This window comes from Mesorhizobium sp. LSHC420B00 (assembly GCF_000503055.1).
In the GTDB taxonomy this organism is placed as follows: domain Bacteria; phylum Pseudomonadota; class Alphaproteobacteria; order Rhizobiales; family Rhizobiaceae; genus Mesorhizobium.
Genome location: NZ_AYVY01000041.1, coordinates 18,631 through 37,883, shown reverse-complemented (window position 1 = coordinate 37,883; position 19,253 = coordinate 18,631). Strand labels below are relative to the sequence as shown.

Sequence of the window (19,253 nt, the reverse complement as noted above, 5' to 3'; positions counted from 1 at the left end):
AGCGCGGTCGTGCCGGCGACCGGAACGGTGGCGGCGGCGACGAAGCTGACATCGTCCGGCAGCACGGCGAGATGGTCTGTTGGAACGGCGACACGTTCGGCCCACCCGGCCTCGTCGACCAGCGCCGCAACCTGGGCGCCGACGGCCGGCCCGGAGCCATCGGCCGTCGCGCGCTCGACAATTCCGGCGACGTCCTGGCCAGGCACCCAGCCGTTCGGGCGGATCTTGAGCAGGCGCAGTTCGCCGCGGTTCAGTGAGACTGCCCGGACTGAGACCAGCGCCTGGTGCGGGGCGGGCTCGGGCTCGCCAAGCTCGGCGAGTTTCAACCCGGTGGCGCTCTCGGAAGATGTGACCAAAGCGAGCATTGGTATCGTCCCTTCTTGCTGCGCGGCGGCCGCCAGCCTGTTTTTCGCGCCGGCTTGTCGGCCCGACGTTCGGAACGCAAGCAGGGCACTGAAAGCCCGCCCTGCCGTCTTCTGAGTTACTCAAGGCCCTAAACTATCGACTTTCCTGTTTGGGTAATTTAGATATCTTTGCATTTCATCGCTAAAATCAGTCGATATGAGGCAGCCTCTCCGCTACCCCTGGCCTTTCGATCCGGATGATGTCCTCGCCTCGGCAATCGCCGTGCGCGTTGACGTTACCGAAACCAGGGCGGAGGTGCCGGACCACCGCCACCGCAAAGGGCAACTCGTCTTCGCGCTCGGCGGCGGCGTCACATGTCGCGTCCCCAGCGGCCTGTGGATGGTGCCGCCGCATTGCGCGGTGTGGATTCCCGGCGACATGGAGCACAGCAATATCGCGACCGCCAATGCCCGGATTTTTTTCGTCTATATCGAGCCCGAAGCTGCCGACCTGCCGGACCGGTGCTGCACGCTTTCGATCTCGCCGTTGCTGCGCGAGCTCATCATCGAGCTGGCGGATCGCGGTGAGGACAATGACGCGAGGGGCGAGCTCCTGGCCAGGGTTCTGCTCACCGAACTGCCGCGCATGCCTGTCCAGCAGCTGCATTTGCCGGTCTCGTCCGAGCCGCGCTTGAGGCGCATCGCGGTGGCGTTGGCGGAAGATGCTGCCGACCGCAGCACCCTGGCGGAATGGGCCAATCGCGTCGCGCTCAGCGAAAGCAGTCTCGCCCGTCTCGTGGTCAAGGAGACAGGGCTGACCTTCGGGCGCTGGCGCCAGCAATTGCACTTGATCGTCGCATTGCGCGCGCAGGCCTCCGGGGCGAGCGTGCAGCAGGTTTCGGCCGATCTCGGCTACGAATCGGTCACTGCCTTCATCACCATGTTCAAGAAAGCGCTTGGCAAGCCGCCTGCGAAGTATCTCAGCAGTGTCGCTCAAAACGGCGGTTCTGCGTTTGTCGCCCGATGAGCGCCCTGATCCGCCGCCCGCCGGACGTCAGCCGTCACTGCTCCTCGGCGTACAGCAGCCGCGTCTTTGCCGCCGATGCCGTCGACAGGCTGCGCTGGATCAGCGCCTCGACATGGTCGTTGCGCTGGCGCGCGCTGTCAGCGCCCATCACCACGATGATCAGCCGGTGCCCGTCCGCATCATAGGAAGTAACGATGTTGAAGCCGGAAGCCCGGATGTAGCCGGTCTTGATGCCGTCGACGCCGCGCACCCGGCCGAGCATGTCGTTGTGGCCGCGCACCAGCCTGCCGCGGAACATGAAGTCGCTTTCGGAGAAATAGTGGAAATGCTGCGGGAAGCGGGCGTGCAGCGCCATGCCGAGCACCGCCATGTCGCGCGCGCTCGTGTGCTGGTCGCCGTCCGGCAGCCCCGAGGCATTGCGGAACACGGTGCTGCTCATGCCGATCTGGCGCGCCTTGGCGGTCATCATGCCGGCGAACGCCTCTTCGCTGCCGCCGAGATATTCGGCAACGGCGACCGCCACGTCATTGGCCGATTTGACGACGATGGCGCGGATCGCCGAATCGACGTCGATGGTCTCGCCGCGCCTGAACCGCAGCTTGGTCGGCGGCTGCCGGGCGGCGTTGTCCGACACCGGAATTTGCGTCTCCTTGCTGATGCGGCCCTGGTCCAGCGCCTCGAACAGAAGGTAGAGCGTCATCATCTTGGTCAGTGACGCCGGATAACGCGGCGCCGTCGAATTGACCTCGAACAGCGTCTTGCCGGTGCCGGCATCGATGACCATCGCGGCGTATTTCTGCGGCGGCGCCGGCACCGCCAGCACGCTGTCGGGCGGCGCCACCGTCGTGCAGCCGGCAGCAAACAGCAGCAGCGCCAGCACCGCGACGTAGTTGTGGATGAGCGAAAAGAACCGGAAGGCGGACAAGTCAGTTCCGAAGGCAGGCTGTTTCTGAGACGAGGCGAAGCTATCTTAACGCAAAGGCACAGTCCATTTGGTTAATATCGTCGCGCCCTGGAATGGTGCCCTGTCCACAGGCAGACGTGGCGGCTGTGCCAAGCCGTCCGATGCGAATTGCCGGCCGCCGCGCTTGCGCAAGGGGCGGCGAGTGGGCTTTGCTGGCGCCGGCAGAATCGGGCCGCCAGAATCGGGCTGGCAGAATCGGTAGGTGCGCACATGGATACGGTCACGATTACGGCAAAGGGGATTTCGGTATCGGTTGATCTTGCCGTCGGCCATCTCGCCGACATGGCGATCGAGATCGACGGCCGTCGGCTGAAGCCGCTGCATCGCGCACCCTGGGTCGAAGAGCCGCGCGAGACGCTGCCGAAAGATCTGCCTGAAGGGACGGTCCACCTGTCCGGCGATTTCCTCTGCGCGCCGTTCTCGACCAGCGACGTCGAAGCGGCACCTTTGCATGGCTGGCCGGCCAATAGTCGCTGGGACGTCGTCGACAGCGCAGCAACGGCCGATGGCTGGCGCGCCGTCTTCCGTCTGCAGCGCCCGGTCATGGGCGCGACCGTCGACAAGATCCTGACCTTGCGCGACGATCATCCGTTTCTCTATCAGGAGCACGTCTTTTCCGGCGGCGCCGGCGCCATTCCCGTCGCCCACCACCCGATGACGGTGATGACGACCGGCGGCAGGCTGGCCTTCTCGCCGAAGCGCTTTGCCGCGACGCCTAATGAGGCGCCGGAGCCCGATCCCGCCCGCGGCCGCTCTTTGCTCGCCTACCCGGCACGGACCGCCGACCTGACGCGCTTTCCCGCCGCCGGCGGCGGCACGATCGACCTGACCGGCTATCGCATGGACCAGCAGCGTGAGGACTTCGTGACGCTGGTCGAGGCCGATCATGGCGGGCCGGGCTGGACCGCGCTGGCGCGCCAGGCGGAAGCCGATCTGGTGCTGGTGCTGAAGAACCCAGCCGAACTGCCGGTCACCATGCTGTGGGTCAGCAATGGCGGGCGCGATTATGCGCCATGGAGCGGCCGCCACCGCGGCGTGCTCGGCATCGAGGACGGCCGCACGGCCGTCGGCCATGCCGCATCGCTCGGCGACAACTGGCTGAAGCATGAAGGCGTGGCGACCGCGTTTGCCCTTTCTGAAGGGCGCAGCTTTTCGTTCCGCCATGTCATCGGCGCACTGCCGTGGCCATCCGGCGAGCCGCCGCGCGACGTCGCGAGCTTACCGGGCCGCATGCGCATCCTGGCCGCCGACGGCGCCGTGCGCGACATTGGCTTCGACAGCGATTTCCTGCGGATCGGCAGGTCGGCCCCAGCTTGAGAGCTCGCCTCCCCACCTTCGTCATCCCAGGGCGGAGCAGGAGCGAAGCGACGTCGCGGAGACCCTGGGATCCATGCCGCGACCGTCGTCGAGGAATGCGGCGGAACAGAATTCTGCGCCGCTGAGGCGCCCTGATGTCACGGCATGGATCCCGGGGTCTGCGCTGCGTCGCTTCGCTCCTTGCTCCGCCCCAGGATGACGAAAGGGACGATCGTTTCGGGCAATCTCAAAGCTTTGCGATTTGCCGACGGACGGTCAAAATCCCTGAGCGAGGAAACTAATCTCGGGTTTGAAATTCCCGCGAATTGTCGCCAAGATCGAAAACACTCAGCCAGAAAGGCTCCAATGTCCGAGATCGCCCATATTGCTGCTGCCATCTTCAAGCGCGCCGGCAAGGCGCCGCGCTTCATCGTTGCCATTGCCGGTCCGCCCGGCGCCGGCAAATCGACATTGTCGGCAGGCTTGCACGACCTGCTGCCGGAAGGCACGGCGGAAGTCGTGCCGATGGATGGCTTCCATTACGATGATGTCGTGCTCGAGCGACGCGGCCTTCGCCAACGAAAAGGTGCCCCGGAAACCTTTGATTTTGCCGGCTTCGAAACGCTGCTCAAGCGCATCCGCGCCCGCGAGCCGGATATCGCGATCCCGGTCTTCGACCGCAGCATGGAGCTGTCGCGCGCCGCCGCTGCGATCATCGCCGCCGACACCAAATTCATCCTGGTCGAAGGCAATTATCTGCTGCTCGACGAAGAGCCATGGACGCGGCTGGCGCCGCTGTTCGACTTCTCGATCTTTGTCGATGTGCCGCGCGCCGACCTCGAGCGCCGACTGCTGGAGCGATGGCACGAGCACGGCCGGTCCGACGAGGACGCGCGCGCCTGGATTGCTTCCAACGACATGCCGAACATCGATCGCGTGCTTGCCCGTCGGCGGCCCGCCGACCTGGTGGTTGGTGAACAGGCCTGATCTGTAAGGACTGTTCGGCCGGAACCTTAACACTTTCAGGCCGTTATCCCGGACACGGCAATCGTGCCGCATGAGGGAACAGTTCGATGGAAACCATGGCAAGAAAGCCTGCGCCCGCCAAGGGCAGGGCAACACGATCAAAAGCAACCCGAGCGAAAACCAGCGCCGGCCCGGCAGTGGCGGCCCGCTCCAAGGACGCTGCAAAGCCCAGCTTTGGCAAGGCGGCGCCGAAGAAGGTGGTGCCTGCTGCGAACAAGGCCGCAGCTCCCAAAGCCGCCAGCCCTAAAAAGCCGGCAAGCAGCAGAGGCTCGATCGCAGGCAGCGCAATGCGCACCGTCAAAACGACGGCTAACGTCGCCGCTGGTGCCGTGCTTGCGACTGCCAAAGGTGCGGCGTCGCTTGCCGCTTCCGTAGTCGGCAAGGGCGGCTCAAAACCCCGGACCAAGGCAAAATAGCCGGGCCAGTCAGGCTTTCGATCAGGCTCTGGCCGGAATGGTGAGGCCCCTCTGCACCGCCGGCCGGGCAAGGCCGCGCTCCAGCCATGCGCCGACGCGCGGGAAATCGTCGAAACCGACGAGTTCCCGCGCCTCGTAAAAGCCGATCAGATTGCGCACCCATCCAAGCATCGAAATGTCGGCGATGGTGTAATCGTCGCCCATGATCCAATTGCGGCCCTTGAGCCTCGTTTCGACGACGCCGATCAGCCGTCGCGATTCATCGCGGTAGCGCTCCAGCGGGCGCTTGTCGGCGATTTCGCGCCCGGCGAATTTGTGGAAGAAACCGACTTGGCCGAACATCGGCCCGATCGAAGCCATCTGGAAGAACACCCACTGGATCGTCTCGTAACGCAGCGTTGCGTCTGCCGGGACCAGCTTGCCGGTCTTGTCGCTGAGGTAGAGCAGGATGGCGCCGGATTCGAACAGGCCGATCGGTTTGCCGCCCGGGCCGTCCGGATCGATCATCGCCGGTATCTTGCCGTTCGGGTTCAAAGACAGGAATTCCGGGGTCCAGCTCTCGTTCTTGCCGATGTCGACGGCATGCGGCTCGTACGGCAGGCCAAGTTCCTCCAGCGCGATCGATATCTTCACCCCGTTGGGCGTCGGAAACGAATAAAGCTGAATGCGGTCGGGGTGGCTCGCCGGCCAGCGCCTGGCGATCGGAAACGCGGACAGATCGGGCATCGAAACTCCTGGTCGGGGGGCGCCCCGAACGGCGCGGTCATGGCGGGTCGCAGAGAGTTAGGCGCGACGCTTGGCGCGATCAATATGCGCATGGAAAGTTTCACCGGCCCCGAAAGGGGCGCGGTCAGACGGCCTTGACCGCCAGCACCGCATTGGTGCCGCCGAAAGCGAAGCTGTTGCTGATCGCGATGCGTACAGCGCGCTCACGCGCCACGTTCGGCGTGATGTCGAGGTCGCAGTCGGCGTCGGCTTCCCGATAGTTGGCGGTCGGCGGCACGATGCCGTCGCGGATCGCCATCACGCAGGCGATCATTTCCAGCGCGCCGGACGCGCCGAGACAGTGGGCGTGCATCGATTTGGTCGAGGAGATAGAAAGCTTGTAGGCATGGCCGCCGAAGACACGCTTGATCGCCGCCGTCTCGATCTGGTCGTTGGCCTTGGTGCCGGTGCCATGCGCGTTGAGATAGTCGACGTCTTCCGGATTGAGCCCGGCATCGACGAGGCAGAAGCGCATCGCCGCCTCCGGCCCTTCGATGGTCGGCGCAACGATGTCGGAGGCGTCGGCGGAAAGGCCGACGCCGGCGATTTCGGCAAGGATGGCGGCGCCGCGCGTCATGGCATGCTCATAGGTTTCCAGCACCACCATGCCCGCACCCTCGCCGAGCACAAGGCCTTGGCGATCGGCCGAAAACGGCCGGCAGGTGTCCGGCGACAATACCCGCAGGGCCTCCCAGCCCTTGAGGATGCCCCAGACCAGCGGCGCATCGGTGCCGCCGGCGACCATGACGTCGGCACGGCCGAGCCTGATCTGGTCGACCGCCGAGGCAATGGCGTGGTTGGATGACGAACAGGCAGAGGTGATGCCGAATACCGGCCCGCGCAGACCAAGATTCATGCTGACGTGGCCGGCGGCCGCGCCCGGCATTACTTTCGGCACGGTGAAGATGCCGGCGCGGTTCTTGCCTTCGAGCAGGATGGCGCGATAGCTCTCTTCGATTGCCTCCCAGCCGCAGACGCCGACGCCGACGATGGTGCCCATCCGATAGGTGTTGGCCGCGTGCAGGTTCAATCCCGCCTGCTGTGCCGCCTCCCGCGCGGCGATCGTCGCCAGAAGGCTGAAGCGGTCCATCGACACGACCTGCTTGCGGTCGATGCCGTGATCGGGAAGCGTTTTGATTTCGCAGCCGACCCTGACCTTGAGGTCATACAGCTCGGAATTGACGATCGCACCGATTGCCGAACGGCCGGTGCGCATCTCGTTCCAGATTGCTGGTGCGTTGGTGCCGAGGCCGCATAATCCGCCGATGCCCGTGATGACGATGCGCTTGTGCATTCAGTCAGGCTTTTTTCGCGATCAGCGCGCGAACCGCCTCGACCATGTCGCCGACATTCTTCAGATTGCTCCAGGCATCGACCGTGTTCATCTCGATTTCGATGCCATACTCTTCCTCGAGATCGAAGATGATTTCCGTCAGTTCCAGCGAATGGATGCCAAGGGCGGTCAGTTCGGTACTGGTGGTGATTTCCTCGCCGCCCGGCTCGGCATGAGCCTTGATCTTGGCGATGATATCGTTTGCCAGCTGGTCAGCCATTCGGTTTCTTCCCCAACTCTGTCGTTTCCCGACGCCAACTGATCAGCGCCCCTTTTGTCCTCGATTACGTCGTCATCGTCGCCTTTTACCCCCGCCAGGCGCCGATGACCGTACCAAGGTGGCTCCCTCTATAGAAACCGAAACGCTGTCAAGCAACAAGCTATATATCGACAAAGCCGCCGCAGTGCTTAACGTTGGTGTCGTGGATACGATCGCATATAGCTTGAGCTCGGTGCCGCCGGCCCAGCGCGTTGCCGGCGTCGCGCGGCTTGGCTGCGACTGGAACGGAGGCCGCACGCGTCTTCGGCGCCTGTACCAGGACGGCTCGGCCAAGATCCGCATGCCGGCAGTCTCGGCCGATCCGCTCGAAGCTGTCCTGATCAACACTGCCGGTGGGCTGACCGGTGGCGACCGTCTCGCCTGGCAGGTCGATGTCGGTGCCGGCGCCTCAGCAACCATAACAACGCAGGCCTGCGAGAAAATCTACCGCGCCGCATCCGATCGCGCCGAAGTGCGGGTGCAACTGACCGTCGGCGAAGGCGGCCACATTGCCTGGCTGCCGCAGGAAACCATCGTCTTCGACCGCTCGGTCTTTGCCCGCACGCTTGACGTGGAGCTTGCCGCCGGAGCCGAGGCGCTGATCCTGGAGGCTACTGTCTTCGGCCGCCTGGCCATGGGCGAACGGGCAGCGCAAGGCTATTTCCACGACCGCTGGCGCGTTCGCCAGGACGGAGCGCTGGTCCATGCCGAGGAGTTCCGCATCGGGCCCGACATTGCGGCCACCTTGAACCGTACGGCTGTGGCCGGTGGCGGCATCGCCGTGGCGACGCTGCTGATGGTGTCGCCGCGGGCAGAGGCTTTGCTCGAGCCGGCCCGGGGCATGGTCGGCGGCCAGGGCGGCGTCAGTTTCTGGAGTGTGCGGAAATCTGGCAAGCTTCTTGCGAGGCTGTTCGGCGAGGACGGCTACCAGCTCCGCAAGCGGCTGGTGCCGCTTGTCGAATTGCTCAACGGGCGGGCGGGCCTGCCCAAATTATGGTCACTCTGATTTCGATTATGCCACTGCAGGAAAAAGCATGAATCTGACGCCGAGGGAGAAAGACAAGCTGCTGATCGCCATGGCGGCGATCGTGGCCCGCAAGCGGCTCGAACGCGGCGTCAAGCTCAACCACCCGGAAGCGATCGCGCTGATCACCGATTTCGTCGTCGAGGGTGCCCGCGACGGGCGCGCGGTCGCCGAGCTGATGGAGGCCGGCGCCCATGTCGTGACCCGGGCGCAGGTGATGGAAGGCATTGCCGAAATGATCCACGATGTGCAGGTCGAGGCGACGTTTCCCGACGGCACCAAGCTGGTGACCGTGCACGAACCGATCAGATAATCACCAAAGGCGAGGAGAGGAAAATGCTTGAGCTGCGTCCCAACTGCGAATGCTGCGACAAGGATCTGCCGCCCGATGCGACAGATGCGGTGATCTGCACCTTCGAATGCACCTTCTGCGCGGACTGCGCCCAAAACGTGCTCGGCGGCGCCTGTCCGAATTGTGGCGGCAACTTCTCGGCCCGCCCGATCCGTCCGGCAGCGATGCTGAAGAAATATCCGGCCTCGACCCAGCGCATTCTCAAGGCAGAGGGCTGCGGCCCGGCCCGCAAGGCCGCGTGAGAGGCATGATGATCTCGAAGATGGAAGGTACGCCGATGATCCCCGCTACGATGAAACGCACAACGCTGTCGGCGGTCCTGCTGCTGGCGGCAGCTGGGCCAGCCTATGCCCATGTCGGCGACGGCACGGTTTCGTCCTTCACCGCCGGCTTCACCCACCCGCTCTCCGGCCTCGATCACATGACGGTGATGATTGCCGTCGGCCTGTGGGCAGCACTCAAGGGCGACAAAGCGATCTGGGCATGGCCGCTGGCTTTCGTCGGCATCATGCTGGCCGGCGGCGCGCTCGGCATCCTGCATGTGCCGATGGCTTTCGTCGAGCCGGCCATATTGGCGTCCGTCGTGGTGCTCGGGCTGCTGGTTGCGCTCGCCGTCGACCTTCCGGTCTCGGCCGGCGTCGCCGTCATCGGCCTGTTCGCGTTGTTCCACGGCTATGCCCACGGCACCGAGGTGCCCGAAAATGCGGGTGGGCTCGGCTACATGGCGGGCTTTGCCGCCGCCACCGCGCTGCTCCACGCCGTCGGCATCACTGCCGGTTTCAACCTCGGCTGGCGCTTCCGCGGACTTGCCCGCGTCGCCGGGGCCGCCTGTGCCACGATTGGCGCCGGCCTTGCTTTCGGCGTCCTGTGAGGGCCGCAATGATCCCAGGTGAAATCATCACGGCAAGCGGCGAGATAGAGCTGAACAAGGGTCTGGCGACCGTCACCTTGAAGGTAGCCAACAGCGGCGATCGGCCGATCCAGGTCGGCAGCCATTATCATTTCTTCGAGACCAATGAAGGGCTGAGATTCGATCGCGACCAGGCCCGCGGCATGCGCCTCGACATCGCTGCCGGCACCGCCATGCGCTTCGAGCCGGGGCAGGAGCGTGACGTTACCCTGGTGCCGTTCGGCGGCAAGCGCGAGGTCTACGGATTTCAGCAGAAGATCATGGGCAAGCTGTGAGATCGAAGGCGTCGAGCAGTTTCGGCTCAGCCGGGCGGCTTGGCCGCCGCATAGATGACGACCTTTCCCGGATCGTCGAATTCCACCGCCAGAACGTCCTCGGTTTGCACTCTCCGCGAGTCGATGGCGTTGAACAGCAATGCGTTCGCCTCGATCTCCTTGCGCAGCTCGGCAATGTCGTCCCGATGTTGCCTGACCTTGTTTTCGATCGCCGGCGGCGGGCCGCCTTCGGTGCGCGCGGCGTCGGTAAGAAACACGATATCGACCTTGTCGAGCTTGGACGTCTTGCGCACGACAGCGATGTTTTCACGCGTGCGGTCGATCGCCGAGCTGACCTTGCCGGCTTCCGCATTTGTCTTGGTCTCTTCCTGGCCGACCTCCGAGCCGACGATCCGGTTGACGGTCTCGGCACTATCGAGGCTCTGCGCGTTCAGCGCGGCGTGCGGAATGCTGGCTGCCAGAAACGCGGTCGCAGCAATCCCATGCAGCCATCTGGTGTCGGAGAAGGTGGTGATCGCCATCGCTCGTTCTCAGGCTCCTTTTCGAGGCTTGTGTCAGGGCGACAGGACCGAAACGTAACTTCCCCTGTGAAGGTTCCCTTTGCGATGCGGCGGGCTGACCGGGCGCCGGCCCGCCGCCTCGCCTCGTCAGCTGGCTTTCTTGGTGATCAGCGTCAGCGCGCCATTGGTGCTCATGCTGGCGGCGATCACCTGCGCCGAGGTGAGTCCTTTCGCTTCGAGCGCGGACTTGACCTCCGGTGTCGCGTCGATCGAGCCGCGCAGCTTCTGCAAATCGGCATCGCTGCGCTTAGCGATCACCTCGTTGACCTTGGCTTGTGTATCCGCCGGCAGATCCTTGATATCGACGACATTGATCGCCTGAATGGTGGGCGCCTGCGGCTGCGCCCCGGGCGCGGCAGGAGCAGGAGCGGCCGGCGCCGGACTGGGCTGCTGCGCAGGCTGTTGCTGGGCGCTGGCGGCGGTTGCGAGCACCAGCGTGGCGGCGGCTGCCAGAAGGGTCGTTTTGCGCATGGATGTTCCTTTCCATCGATTGGCAAATGGTCGTTTTGGGGTGGCCCGCCCACCTCAACCGCCAAATGGGATCGGAAAGTGTCGCTCAGCGGGTCATTGCGTGACCATAGGATGGCGGCAATGTGGGTCCCGGCTTCGACAAGCGGTATTTTCGGGCTGTATTTCGGGAGCAATTGCTGATGGCTAAAATCACCCGCGCCGCCTATGCGCAGATGTACGGCCCGACCGTTGGCGACAAGGTCCGGCTCGCCGACACCGAACTGTTCATCGAGGTCGAAAAGGATCTCACCCTTTACGGTGAGGAGGTGAAATTCGGCGGCGGCAAGGTCATCCGCGATGGCATGGGCCAGAGCCAGGTTTCGCGCGCGCAAGGCGCGGTCGACACCGTCATCACCAATGCGCTGGTCGTCGATGCCACCGCCGGTATCGTCAAGGCAGATATCGGCCTCAGGGACGGCCGTATCGCCGCGATCGGCAAGGCCGGCAATCCGGATACTCAAGGCGGCGTCACCATCATCATCGGCCCGGGCACCGAGATCATCGCCGGCGAGGGCAAGATCCTGACCGCCGGCGGCTTCGACGCGCATATCCACTTCATCTGCCCGCAGCAGATCGAGGAAGCGCTGATGTCGGGCATCACCACCATGCTCGGCGGCGGCACCGGCCCGGCGCACGGTACGCTGGCCACCACCTGCACGCCTGGGCCGTGGCATCTGGCACGCATGATCCAGTCTTTCGATGCCTTCCCGATGAATATCGGCCTGTCGGGCAAGGGCAACGCGTCGCTGCCTGCCGCGCTCGAGGAGATGGTGCTCGCCGGCGCCTGCTCGCTGAAGCTGCACGAGGACTGGGGCACGACGCCGGCTGCAATCGACTGCTGCCTGTCGGTCGCCGACGATTACGACGTGCAGGTGATGATCCACACCGACACGCTGAACGAGTCCGGCTTCGTCGAAAACACGGTCGCGGCGATCAAGGGCCGCACCATCCATGCCTTCCACACCGAAGGCGCCGGCGGCGGCCACGCGCCTGATATCATCAAGGTCTGCGGCCTGCCCAACGTCATTCCGTCCTCGACCAATCCGACCCGCCCCTACACGGTCAACACGCTGGCCGAACACCTCGACATGCTGATGGTCTGTCACCATCTGTCGCCGTCGATCCCCGAAGATATCGCCTTTGCCGAAAGCCGCATCCGCAAGGAAAGCATCGCCGCCGAAGACATTCTGCACGACATCGGCGCCTTCTCGATCATCTCGTCGGACAGCCAGGCCATGGGCCGCGTCGGCGAAGTCGCGATCCGCACCTGGCAGACCGCCGACAAGATGAAGCGCCAGCGCGGTTCGCTGCCGCAGGAGACCGGCGACAACGACAATTTCCGCGTCCGCCGCTACATCGCCAAATACACCATCAATCCGGCCATCGCGCATGGCCTGTCGAAGGACATTGGCTCGGTGGCGGTGGGAAAACGCGCCGACCTCGTGTTGTGGAACCCCGCCTTTTTCGGCGTCAAGCCGGACATGGTGCTGATCGGCGGCATGATCGCCGCCGCCCCGATGGGCGATCCCAACGCCTCGATCCCGACGCCGCAGCCGATGCACTATCGGCCGATGTTCGGCGCCTATGGCAAGGCGATGACCAATTCGTCGGTGACCTTCGTTTCGAAAGCCGCGCTCGACGCCGGCCTGCGCGGCAGGCTCGGTGTCGACAAGCAGATGGTGGCGGTCGAGAATACCCGCGGCGGCATCGGCAAGCATTCGATGGTGCTCAACGACGCCACGCCGCATGTCGAGGTCGACCCCGAGACCTACGAGGTCCGCGTCGACGGCGAGTTGCTCACCTGCGAGCCGGCCACCGTGCTGCCGATGGCGCAACGCTACTTCCTGTTCTGAACCATAGGCGTTAGAACGACCGATGTAGAACATGCCGCGCCAGGCCTATGGACCAGCAACTCCCTTACGCCCACGACATTTTCCCGCATATCCGCATTGTCCTGGGCATGGTGATCGGCCTTGGCGTCACACGGCTGCTGTCGGGGCTCGCCCGCATCGTCCAGCATCCCGGCCAGTACCGGCTCTATCCCGTGCACCTCGCCTGGGTTGCGTCGGTGCTTCTGATGCTGGTGCATTTCTGGTGGTGGGAGTTCGGCCTGTTCCAGATCGAGAATTGGACCTTCGGCAAATACCTGTTCATCATCTTCTACGCCGTCGCGCTGTTCCTGCTCTGCGCGCTGCTGTTCCCGGATTCGATGCTGGACTACACCAGCTATGAGGATTTCTTTTATTCGCGCCGGGCCTGGTTCTTCGGCCTGCTGGCGGCGACCTATCTGCTCGACGTGATCGACACGCTGCTGAAAGGGCCGGAGCATTTCGCCCATTTCGGCATCGAATATCTGATCCGCACGCCGGTTTTCGTCGCGCTTTGCGTCATTGCGATCCTGCTGCGCGACCGCCGCTTTCACATCGCCTTTGTCGCCGGCGCGCTCGTCTATCAGATATCGTTCATCCTGCGGCTCTTCGACACGATCGTCTGAGCCCCATTGGGGCGGCGGACCGGATAGTCTAGGCTTTTTGCGAAAGGCAGTCTTACATGAAGCTCGATATTCGCACCGACTTCACCAAATTCCCGCGCGCCGTCTCCGTCCTGGCCGCAGGCGAAGCCGGAACTGCCACGCCATACGACCGTGCGGTGCTTGCTCATGACGAGCGGCATCTGCGCCGTCGCGCCATCGAAACGGCCCGTAGCGACAAGGTGCTGGTCGACCTGCCCGAACCGGTGACGTTGAACCATGGTGACCGGCTGGTGCTGGAGGATGGCCGCCAAATCGAGATCATCGCGGCCGAGGAGCCGCTCTACGACATCAGGGCCAGCGATCCTGTCCATCTGGCCGAGCTTGCCTGGCACATCGGCAACCGCCATCTCGCCGCCGCAATCGAAGCTGGGCGCATCCTCATCCTGCGCGACCATGTCATCAAGGCGATGCTGGAGGGATTGGGCGCCATTGTGAGCGACGTCTCCGAGCCGTTCAAGCCGGTGCGCGGCGCTTATTCCGGCCATGGCGGGCACGGCCATGCTCATGCCGAGGCGCATACGCACAGCCACGCCGAAGCGCATTCTCATAGCCATAGCGAATCGCATTCCCACAGCCATTCGCACGACCATGACCATGACTGACCAGCCTTCCAACATTGCATTGTTGCGGCTGATGGCGTGGCTGTCGCCTTCCTTCCCGGTCGGCGGCTTTTCCTACAGCCATGGCTTGGAACAAGCCGTGCATGCCGGGCTGGTTGCCGACAGCAAAGACCTTGCAGCGTGGCTGGAAACGCTGGTCGAGATGGGTTCCGGCTGGAACGATGCGGTGCTGTTTGCCGAAAGCTGGCGCCGGGCGCGCGAAGCCGGCGATCTGGTCGAGGTCGCTGCGCTCGCCGAGGCCCTAGCCGGCTCGCGCGAGCGTCATGCCGAAACCATGCTGCAGGGCGCCGCCTTCCTGAAGGCGGCCTCGGCCTGGCCGTGCCAGGTGCTGGACCGCCTGCCGGCCGAATGTGCCTATTGCGTCGCCGTCGGTGCCGTCGCCGGCGGCCACGGATTTATGCTGCGGGATGCGCTGGCCGGCTTCCTGCAGGCCTTCTTTTCCAACCTCGTCCAGGCAGCGATCCGGCTCGGTGTCGTCGGCCAGAGTGCTGCGATGACGCTGCTCGCCGGCTTCGAGCCGCTGGCCTTGGCGACCGCGGCCCGCGCTACCGGCTCGACGCTCGACGATCTCGGCGGCTGCGCTTTTATCTCCGACATCACGGCGAGTAGGCACGAGACCCAGTATTCGCGGCTGTTCCGCTCATGATCGTCCTCGCTTTCGCCCTCTCGCTGGTTCTGCTGCTGATCACCGCGCTGCATGTCTATTGGGCCATTGGCGGCATCTGGCCGGGCAGGGATGCTGCCTCCTGCGCCCGCGCCGTCATCGGCTTTCATGGCGTCGACGAAATGCCGGCGCCCTTCGCCAGCTTCGCCGTTGCCGCCTGCCTCGGCCTGGCGACACTGTGGCCGATGGCGCTCGAGGGCATCTTTGCCACGCCCTTTCCCAAGGCCGGGCTTGCCGCCACGTCGCTGCTCATCGCGCTGGTTTTCCTGGCGCGCGGCATTGCCGGCTTCACGCCGTGGTGGCGCCGGCTGACGCCCGAGCAACCTTTCGCGCGGCTCGATCTGCGTTATTATTCGCCGCTGTGCCTGCTGATCGGCCTCGGCTTCGCCATCCTTGCCTTCACGGAGTTCCCCGCATGATATCCCCGAACGGCCCTCTTCGCATCGGCATCGGCGGTCCGGTCGGCTCCGGCAAGACGACGCTCACCGAAAAGCTCTGCAAGGCGCTGCGCGACGAGTTCTCGATCGCCGTCGTCACCAACGACATCTACACCAAGGAGGACGCCATGATGCTGGCGCGCCTCCAGGCGCTGCCCGAAGATCGCATCATCGGCGTCGAGACCGGCGGCTGCCCGCACACCGCCATCCGCGAGGACGCCTCGATCAATCTGCAGGCGATTGCCGAAATGACCAAAAAATTCCCGGATCTCGACATCATCTTCATCGAATCGGGCGGCGACAACCTCGCCGCCACCTTCTCGCCGGACCTTGCCGACCTGACGCTCTATGTCATCTCGGTTTGCCAGGGCGAGGAGATTCCGCGCAAGGGCGGACCGGCGATCACCCGGTCCGATTTCTTGGTCATCAACAAGAGCGACCTTGCGCCCTATGTGAACGTCAATCTCGACGTCATGGAACGCGACGCTGCCCGCATGCGCGGCAAACGGCCGTTCGGCTTCACCGACCTGTCGCGCGGCAAGGGACTGCAGGAAGTGATCGATTTCATCGTCGAACAGGGCGGGCTGAGAGCCGGCACCGCCACCAGCACGGCGGCGTAAGGCGACAGCGCTCGCCTGCACCAAACGAAATCGGTTGCGGGTGTTCCAGCCGCGCGGCATGCTCGCTCCATTCGCGGAGACATACGATGAGCATCACGCGCCTGCAGAAGGAAGTGCTGACCAACCTGCCGTTCTATGAGGAGCGCGTCGACCTCGCTTGCGCCTTCCGCTGGACGGCGCGGCTCAACATGCACGAGGCGGTGGCCAACCATTTCTCGCTGGCGGTCAACGACGATGGCTCGCAATTCCTGATGAACCCTAACCAGGTGCATTTTTCGCGCATCAAGGCGAGCGACCTGCTTTTGATCGACGCCAATGATCCCGACACGCTGACAGGCCCGAATGCGCCCGACCCGACGGCATGGGGCCTGCACGGCGCCATCCATCGCAACGTGCGTCATGCGCGCTGCGTCATGCATGTCCACTCGATCCACGCCACCGTGCTTGCCTCGCTCGCCGACTCGACGCTGCCGCCGGTCGACCAGAACTCGGCGATCTTCTTCAACCGCCATGTCGTCGACGCTCATTATGGCGGGCTGGCCCTCGAGGAAGAGGGCGAGCGCTGCTCGCAGCTTCTTGTCGACCCGAAGGTCAAGGTGATGGTGATGGGCAACCATGGCGTGCTGGTCATCGGCGACAGCGTCGCCGACACCTTCAACCGCATGTTCTATTTCGAGCGCGCCGCCGAAACCTACATCAAGGCGCTGTGGACCGGCCGGCCGCTGCGGGTATTGTCGGACGAGATCGCCGAGAAAGCGGCAAGGGAACAGGAAGATTATCCGGGCCAGGCCGAACGCCACCTCTCCGAACTGAAGGCGATCCTCGACGAGCAGGAGCCTGTCTACCGGTACTGAGCTGCGCCCTTCTCCCCGTCGCTATACGGGGAGAAGGTGCCGGCAGGCGGATGAGGGGCAGCGCAAGCGCCCGAAAGCCTGCGACGAACTCAAAACTCGGCCTGCCAGTGATCTCAATGCGCCCGGAAAGGGGCGTTAATTGTCAAGCTCGGCGCCGTCCCTCATCGCCCTGCCGGGCACTTCTCCCCGTACAATGACGGGGAGAAGGACGCTGTCATCGCTGGTTTCGCCAATCATCGGCGTTGCAGGAAGTCTAGCTTGAAGCGGCCTTTTCAGCCAAGCTTAAAGTCCCAGATGGGCTCGCAATTCGTCGGCGCTGTTGATGACAATCGCGCCCGGCGGCCCTTCCATCGGCGCCTCCGGCCAGAAGACCGTCTTCATTCCCGCCGCCAGCCCCGCCGTGGCGCCGGTCATGCTGTCGTCGACCGCTACGGCCTCGGCGGGATCGACGCCGGCCAGCCAGGCGGCGCGCAGGAATGGCTCGGGATGCGGCTTGCCTTCGCGCACGTCGTTGCGGCTGATGGTCTTCATGCCGGGGTAGAAAAGGCCGACCGCGCGCAGATTGGCGTCGACGATCAGCCTGTCCGAATTGGACACCACCGCCTGCTCCACGCCAAGCTTGCGCAGCTCGTTGAAAATCTCGATCGCGCCGCTGCGTGGCCTCAGCGTTTGCGCCATCGGCAGATAGTGATCGTATTTGCGCACGATCCAGTCGTCGAAAGGCAGGTCGAGGCCGAACTCGTCGCGCAGCATCTCGTAGACCGGCCATGCGGCGATGCCGAGCACCCGCTCATGCAGGTCGGTTGGCGGGGCGATGCCAACGCTGTGCAGCGCCGCAATCAGCGCCGCCTCGTGCAGCGGTTCGCTGTCGACCAGCGTGCCGTCCATATCCCAGAAAACCGCTTTCAGCGTCATGCAAGGCTCCATTCTCCAAAATCCCTTAAAGCGTTTAGCGTGGGAGATAAACCGCCGCGGCTGCGAGAACTGAGCCCGTGCGACCAACACTGCCCGGATTATTTTGAGAGACTGCGTCGGCGATGGCCGCCTCGCTTGAAATACCAGATCCGGGACCCTAAGCAATTGCTCTTGCAATAGGCAATTGCGCGCAAGTTCATTCCCTGCGAAACTATGAGGCTCCGCCCCTTATGGTCGGCGGAGTAGGGAGGCAGGACCTTGAATTCGCGGCAGGATAGCGGCGGCAACAGGCTGGACGATGCGGCGCGCGCCGGCTGGCTCTATTATGTCGCAGGCAACACCCAGGACCAGATCGCCGCCACGCTTGGCATCTCGCGGCAGACGGCGCAGCGGCTGGTGTCGCTCGCGGTCTCCGAAGGGTTGATCAAGGTGCGCGTCGACCATCCGATCGCCAATTGCCTCGACCTTGCGGCACGGCTGAAATCGCGCTTTGCGCTTGATCTGGTCGAGGTGGTGCCGAGCGACCCTTCTTCGTCCTCCACCGTCATCGGGGTCGCGGAGGCGGCGGCGGCGGAGATCGAACGGCGGCTGCGGTCGCCCACACCGATCGTCATGGCGATCGGCACCGGCCGCACGCTGAAGGCCGCGATCGAGCAGCTGCCGCCGATGGAATGCCCGCAGCACAAGGTGGTGTCGCTGACCGGCAATATCTCGCCAGACGGTTCGGCGGCCTTCTACAACGTCATCTTCACCATGGCCGACAGGGTCAAGGCGCGCTCGTTTCCGATGCCTTTGCCGGTCATCGCTTCCTCGCCCGAAGAGCGCGAGATGCTGCTCAGCCAGCCGATGATCCAGCCGACCCTGGCGCTTGCGGCCGAGGCCGACGTCACCTTTGTCGGCATCGGCGATCTCGGCCCGAAGGCGCCGCTTTACGAGGACGGCTTCATTTCGGAGGGTGAATTGAAGGCGCTGCAGAAGGCCGGCGGCGTTGCCGAGATCGTCGGCTGGGTGTTCGATCGCGACGGCCGCATGATCGAAGGCATCACCAACGACCGGGTCTCGTCAGCGCCGCTGCCGTCGCGCGAAAAGTCGCTGGTGATCGCGCTTGCCATGGGCGACCGCAAGCTGCCGGGCATCTTCGCCGCCGTCAACCGGCGGCTGGTCAACGGCCTCATCACCGATGAGCGGACCGCCGCCGCCTTGCTGGCCGGCGCATGATCTCAGAGCCGCTGGCGGTCGGAAACGATCAGGTGAAATCGAAACGCATCTGAACTCCCGATAAAACGAGCGACATTATTGGTGCCGGCCACAAGGATCGTTGCCATCGAGGAAGCCCATGTCGCGCTGCAGATGCGGCGGCAGTTCCCGGACGTCGAGATAGGCGCGTCTCCGCGCCGCGTGCCTTGCCAATCCCCGCGCCAGCCGTGAAAACCAGCCGTGGGCTGGAGCAAGAAGCGGCTTTTCCTGTATTGTGGTCATGATCGTCAGCCTTCGCTATCTCTAGGCGTAATTGATCTTCAACACGGAATATCGGTAGGACCGGCCGGCG

At 64.3% G+C, this 19,253-nt stretch carries 25 protein-coding genes and 1 pseudogene; 16 read left to right on the top strand and 10 right to left on the bottom strand.

The window, feature by feature from the left end; all coding sequences use genetic code 11:
- Positions 1-365, bottom strand: a pseudogene (locus X760_RS70715) (oxidoreductase); the annotation flags it as partial.
- Between the two features lie 196 nt (positions 366-561).
- Between X760_RS70715 and X760_RS70710 the strand changes: the two are divergent.
- Positions 562-1,371 (top strand): helix-turn-helix transcriptional regulator, encoded by an 810-nt coding sequence (locus tag X760_RS70710; protein WP_023722555.1) that lies wholly within the window; start codon positions 562-564, stop codon positions 1,369-1,371.
- Between the two features lie 34 nt (positions 1,372-1,405).
- Here the strand turns inward: X760_RS70710 and X760_RS70705 are convergent, their stop codons facing one another.
- A complete protein-coding gene (locus X760_RS70705; protein WP_023722554.1) occupies positions 1,406-2,296 on the bottom strand; it encodes a D-alanyl-D-alanine carboxypeptidase family protein in 891 nt (296 codons plus the stop codon).
- A 249-nt stretch (positions 2,297-2,545) separates the two neighbouring features.
- Between X760_RS70705 and X760_RS70700 the strand changes: the two genes are divergently transcribed.
- Entirely contained in the window at positions 2,546-3,652 is a 1,107-nt protein-coding gene (locus X760_RS70700) for a hypothetical protein (RefSeq protein WP_023722553.1), read from the top strand.
- 345 nt (positions 3,653-3,997) lie between these two features.
- Positions 3,998-4,618: a nucleoside triphosphate hydrolase gene (locus X760_RS70695; RefSeq protein ID WP_023722552.1), complete on the top strand. Its 621-nt coding sequence runs from the start codon at positions 3,998-4,000 to the stop codon at positions 4,616-4,618.
- A gap of 43 nt (positions 4,619-4,661) precedes the next feature.
- Here the strand turns inward: X760_RS70695 and X760_RS79245 are convergent, their stop codons facing one another.
- The 4 genes from X760_RS79245 to X760_RS70675 all read right to left on the bottom strand — a co-directional run bounded on the left by X760_RS79245 (position 4,662) and on the right by X760_RS70675 (position 7,391).
- A complete protein-coding gene (locus X760_RS79245; RefSeq protein WP_198030571.1) occupies positions 4,662-4,958 on the bottom strand; it encodes a hypothetical protein in 297 nt (98 codons plus the stop codon).
- Positions 4,959-5,094: 136 nt separating this feature from the next.
- Positions 5,095-5,799 carry a glutathione S-transferase N-terminal domain-containing protein gene (locus X760_RS70685; protein WP_023722550.1) on the bottom strand — a complete coding sequence of 235 codons (705 nt, stop codon included), beginning with the start codon at positions 5,797-5,799 and terminating at the stop codon, positions 5,095-5,097.
- A 124-nt stretch (positions 5,800-5,923) separates the two neighbouring features.
- Entirely contained in the window at positions 5,924-7,132 is a 1,209-nt protein-coding gene (locus X760_RS70680; RefSeq protein WP_023722549.1) for a beta-ketoacyl-[acyl-carrier-protein] synthase family protein, read from the bottom strand.
- Between the two features lie 4 nt (positions 7,133-7,136).
- Positions 7,137-7,391 carry an acyl carrier protein gene (locus X760_RS70675; protein ID WP_023677013.1) on the bottom strand — a complete coding sequence of 85 codons (255 nt, stop codon included), beginning with the start codon at positions 7,389-7,391 and terminating at the stop codon, positions 7,137-7,139.
- 232 nt (positions 7,392-7,623) lie between these two features.
- On the opposite strand from X760_RS70675, the gene X760_RS70670 reads away from it, so the two are divergent.
- The 5 genes from X760_RS70670 to X760_RS70650 are packed head-to-tail and all read left to right on the top strand — an operon-like array spanning position 7,624 to position 9,991.
- The gene (locus X760_RS70670) at positions 7,624-8,436 is read left to right on the top strand and encodes an urease accessory protein UreD (RefSeq protein WP_245278761.1); all 813 of its coding nucleotides are present in this window, start codon (positions 7,624-7,626) and stop codon (positions 8,434-8,436) included.
- A 28-nt stretch (positions 8,437-8,464) separates the two neighbouring features.
- A complete protein-coding gene (locus X760_RS70665; RefSeq protein ID WP_023677011.1) occupies positions 8,465-8,767 on the top strand; it encodes an urease subunit gamma in 303 nt (100 codons plus the stop codon).
- Positions 8,768-8,790: 23 nt separating this feature from the next.
- The gene (locus X760_RS70660; RefSeq protein ID WP_023722547.1) at positions 8,791-9,048 is read left to right on the top strand and encodes a DUF1272 domain-containing protein; all 258 of its coding nucleotides are present in this window, start codon (positions 8,791-8,793) and stop codon (positions 9,046-9,048) included.
- A gap of 35 nt (positions 9,049-9,083) precedes the next feature.
- Positions 9,084-9,677 carry a HupE/UreJ family protein gene (locus X760_RS70655; protein WP_031195187.1) on the top strand — a complete coding sequence of 198 codons (594 nt, stop codon included), beginning with the start codon at positions 9,084-9,086 and terminating at the stop codon, positions 9,675-9,677.
- 8 nt (positions 9,678-9,685) lie between these two features.
- A complete protein-coding gene (locus X760_RS70650) occupies positions 9,686-9,991 on the top strand; it encodes an urease subunit beta (RefSeq protein WP_023722545.1) in 306 nt (101 codons plus the stop codon).
- A gap of 26 nt (positions 9,992-10,017) precedes the next feature.
- Here the strand turns inward: X760_RS70650 and X760_RS70645 are convergent, their stop codons facing one another.
- Positions 10,018-10,512, bottom strand: a complete 495-nt coding sequence (locus tag X760_RS70645) for a hypothetical protein (RefSeq protein ID WP_023722544.1) — start codon at positions 10,510-10,512, stop codon at positions 10,018-10,020.
- A 126-nt stretch (positions 10,513-10,638) separates the two neighbouring features.
- Positions 10,639-11,022, bottom strand: coding sequence for a hypothetical protein (locus X760_RS70640; RefSeq protein ID WP_023722543.1), 384 nt, complete (start codon positions 11,020-11,022; stop codon positions 10,639-10,641).
- A 176-nt stretch (positions 11,023-11,198) separates the two neighbouring features.
- Between X760_RS70640 and ureC the strand changes: the two genes are divergently transcribed.
- The 7 genes from ureC (at position 11,199) to X760_RS70605 (ending at position 16,789) form a co-directional block, all read left to right on the top strand.
- Complete coding sequence (gene ureC, locus X760_RS70635) at positions 11,199-12,914, top strand: urease subunit alpha (protein ID WP_198030572.1); 1,716 nt, start codon at positions 11,199-11,201, stop codon at positions 12,912-12,914.
- Between the two features lie 47 nt (positions 12,915-12,961).
- Positions 12,962-13,555 (top strand): hypothetical protein, encoded by a 594-nt coding sequence (locus tag X760_RS70630; RefSeq protein ID WP_023722541.1) that lies wholly within the window; start codon positions 12,962-12,964, stop codon positions 13,553-13,555.
- 56 nt (positions 13,556-13,611) lie between these two features.
- Positions 13,612-14,196 carry an urease accessory protein UreE gene (locus tag X760_RS70625; protein ID WP_023722540.1) on the top strand — a complete coding sequence of 195 codons (585 nt, stop codon included), beginning with the start codon at positions 13,612-13,614 and terminating at the stop codon, positions 14,194-14,196.
- Entirely contained in the window at positions 14,189-14,860 is a 672-nt protein-coding gene (locus tag X760_RS70620) for an urease accessory protein UreF (RefSeq protein ID WP_031195185.1), read from the top strand. Before X760_RS70625 ends, X760_RS70620 begins: the two co-directional genes overlap by 8 nt.
- Positions 14,857-15,297 (top strand): DUF3995 domain-containing protein, encoded by a 441-nt coding sequence (locus X760_RS70615; RefSeq protein ID WP_023722538.1) that lies wholly within the window; start codon positions 14,857-14,859, stop codon positions 15,295-15,297. The genes X760_RS70620 and X760_RS70615 overlap by 4 nt, the downstream gene beginning before the upstream one ends.
- Complete coding sequence (gene ureG / locus X760_RS70610) at positions 15,294-15,935, top strand: urease accessory protein UreG (RefSeq protein ID WP_023722537.1); 642 nt, start codon at positions 15,294-15,296, stop codon at positions 15,933-15,935. Before X760_RS70615 ends, ureG begins: the two co-directional genes overlap by 4 nt.
- 86 nt (positions 15,936-16,021) lie before the next feature.
- Positions 16,022-16,789, top strand: coding sequence for a class II aldolase and adducin N-terminal domain-containing protein (locus X760_RS70605; protein WP_023722536.1), 768 nt, complete (start codon positions 16,022-16,024; stop codon positions 16,787-16,789).
- Between the two features lie 282 nt (positions 16,790-17,071).
- Here the strand turns inward: X760_RS70605 and X760_RS70600 are convergent, their stop codons facing one another.
- Positions 17,072-17,704: an HAD family phosphatase gene (locus X760_RS70600; RefSeq protein WP_023722534.1), complete on the bottom strand. Its 633-nt coding sequence runs from the start codon at positions 17,702-17,704 to the stop codon at positions 17,072-17,074.
- A gap of 258 nt (positions 17,705-17,962) precedes the next feature.
- Between X760_RS70600 and X760_RS70595 the strand changes: the two genes are divergently transcribed.
- Positions 17,963-18,922 carry a sugar-binding transcriptional regulator gene (locus X760_RS70595; RefSeq protein ID WP_023722533.1) on the top strand — a complete coding sequence of 320 codons (960 nt, stop codon included), beginning with the start codon at positions 17,963-17,965 and terminating at the stop codon, positions 18,920-18,922.
- A gap of 75 nt (positions 18,923-18,997) precedes the next feature.
- Here the strand turns inward: X760_RS70595 and X760_RS75695 are convergent, their stop codons facing one another.
- A complete protein-coding gene (locus X760_RS75695; RefSeq protein ID WP_023722532.1) occupies positions 18,998-19,183 on the bottom strand; it encodes a hypothetical protein in 186 nt (61 codons plus the stop codon).
- Between the last annotated feature and the right edge of the window lie 70 nt (positions 19,184-19,253).

Bases quoted from the DNA above. Each gene is read 5' to 3' on its own strand.
- X760_RS70710 (WP_023722555.1), top strand. From the start codon at position 562: ATGAGGCAGCCTCTCCGCTACCCCTGGCCTTTCGATCCGGATGATGTC.
- X760_RS70700 (WP_023722553.1), top strand. From the start codon at position 2,546: ATGGATACGGTCACGATTACGGCAAAGGGGATTTCGGTATCGGTTGAT.
- X760_RS70695 (WP_023722552.1), top strand. From the start codon at position 3,998: ATGTCCGAGATCGCCCATATTGCTGCTGCCATCTTCAAGCGCGCCGGC.
- X760_RS70685 (WP_023722550.1), bottom strand. From the start codon at position 5,799: ATGCCCGATCTGTCCGCGTTTCCGATCGCCAGGCGCTGGCCGGCGAGC.
- X760_RS70680 (WP_023722549.1), bottom strand. From the start codon at position 7,132: ATGCACAAGCGCATCGTCATCACGGGCATCGGCGGATTATGCGGCCTC.
- X760_RS70675 (WP_023677013.1), bottom strand. From the start codon at position 7,391: ATGGCTGACCAGCTGGCAAACGATATCATCGCCAAGATCAAGGCTCAT.
- X760_RS70665 (WP_023677011.1), top strand. From the start codon at position 8,465: ATGAATCTGACGCCGAGGGAGAAAGACAAGCTGCTGATCGCCATGGCG.
- X760_RS70660 (WP_023722547.1), top strand. From the start codon at position 8,791: ATGCTTGAGCTGCGTCCCAACTGCGAATGCTGCGACAAGGATCTGCCG.
- X760_RS70655 (WP_031195187.1), top strand. From the start codon at position 9,084: ATGATCCCCGCTACGATGAAACGCACAACGCTGTCGGCGGTCCTGCTG.
- X760_RS70650 (WP_023722545.1), top strand. From the start codon at position 9,686: ATGATCCCAGGTGAAATCATCACGGCAAGCGGCGAGATAGAGCTGAAC.
- X760_RS70645 (WP_023722544.1), bottom strand. From the start codon at position 10,512: ATGGCGATCACCACCTTCTCCGACACCAGATGGCTGCATGGGATTGCT.
- X760_RS70640 (WP_023722543.1), bottom strand. From the start codon at position 11,022: ATGCGCAAAACGACCCTTCTGGCAGCCGCCGCCACGCTGGTGCTCGCA.
- X760_RS70630 (WP_023722541.1), top strand. From the start codon at position 12,962: ATGGACCAGCAACTCCCTTACGCCCACGACATTTTCCCGCATATCCGC.
- X760_RS70625 (WP_023722540.1), top strand. From the start codon at position 13,612: ATGAAGCTCGATATTCGCACCGACTTCACCAAATTCCCGCGCGCCGTC.
- X760_RS70620 (WP_031195185.1), top strand. From the start codon at position 14,189: ATGACTGACCAGCCTTCCAACATTGCATTGTTGCGGCTGATGGCGTGG.
- X760_RS70615 (WP_023722538.1), top strand. From the start codon at position 14,857: ATGATCGTCCTCGCTTTCGCCCTCTCGCTGGTTCTGCTGCTGATCACC.
- ureG (WP_023722537.1), top strand. From the start codon at position 15,294: ATGATATCCCCGAACGGCCCTCTTCGCATCGGCATCGGCGGTCCGGTC.
- X760_RS70605 (WP_023722536.1), top strand. From the start codon at position 16,022: ATGAGCATCACGCGCCTGCAGAAGGAAGTGCTGACCAACCTGCCGTTC.
- X760_RS70600 (WP_023722534.1), bottom strand. From the start codon at position 17,704: ATGACGCTGAAAGCGGTTTTCTGGGATATGGACGGCACGCTGGTCGAC.
- X760_RS75695 (WP_023722532.1), bottom strand. From the start codon at position 19,183: ATGACCACAATACAGGAAAAGCCGCTTCTTGCTCCAGCCCACGGCTGG.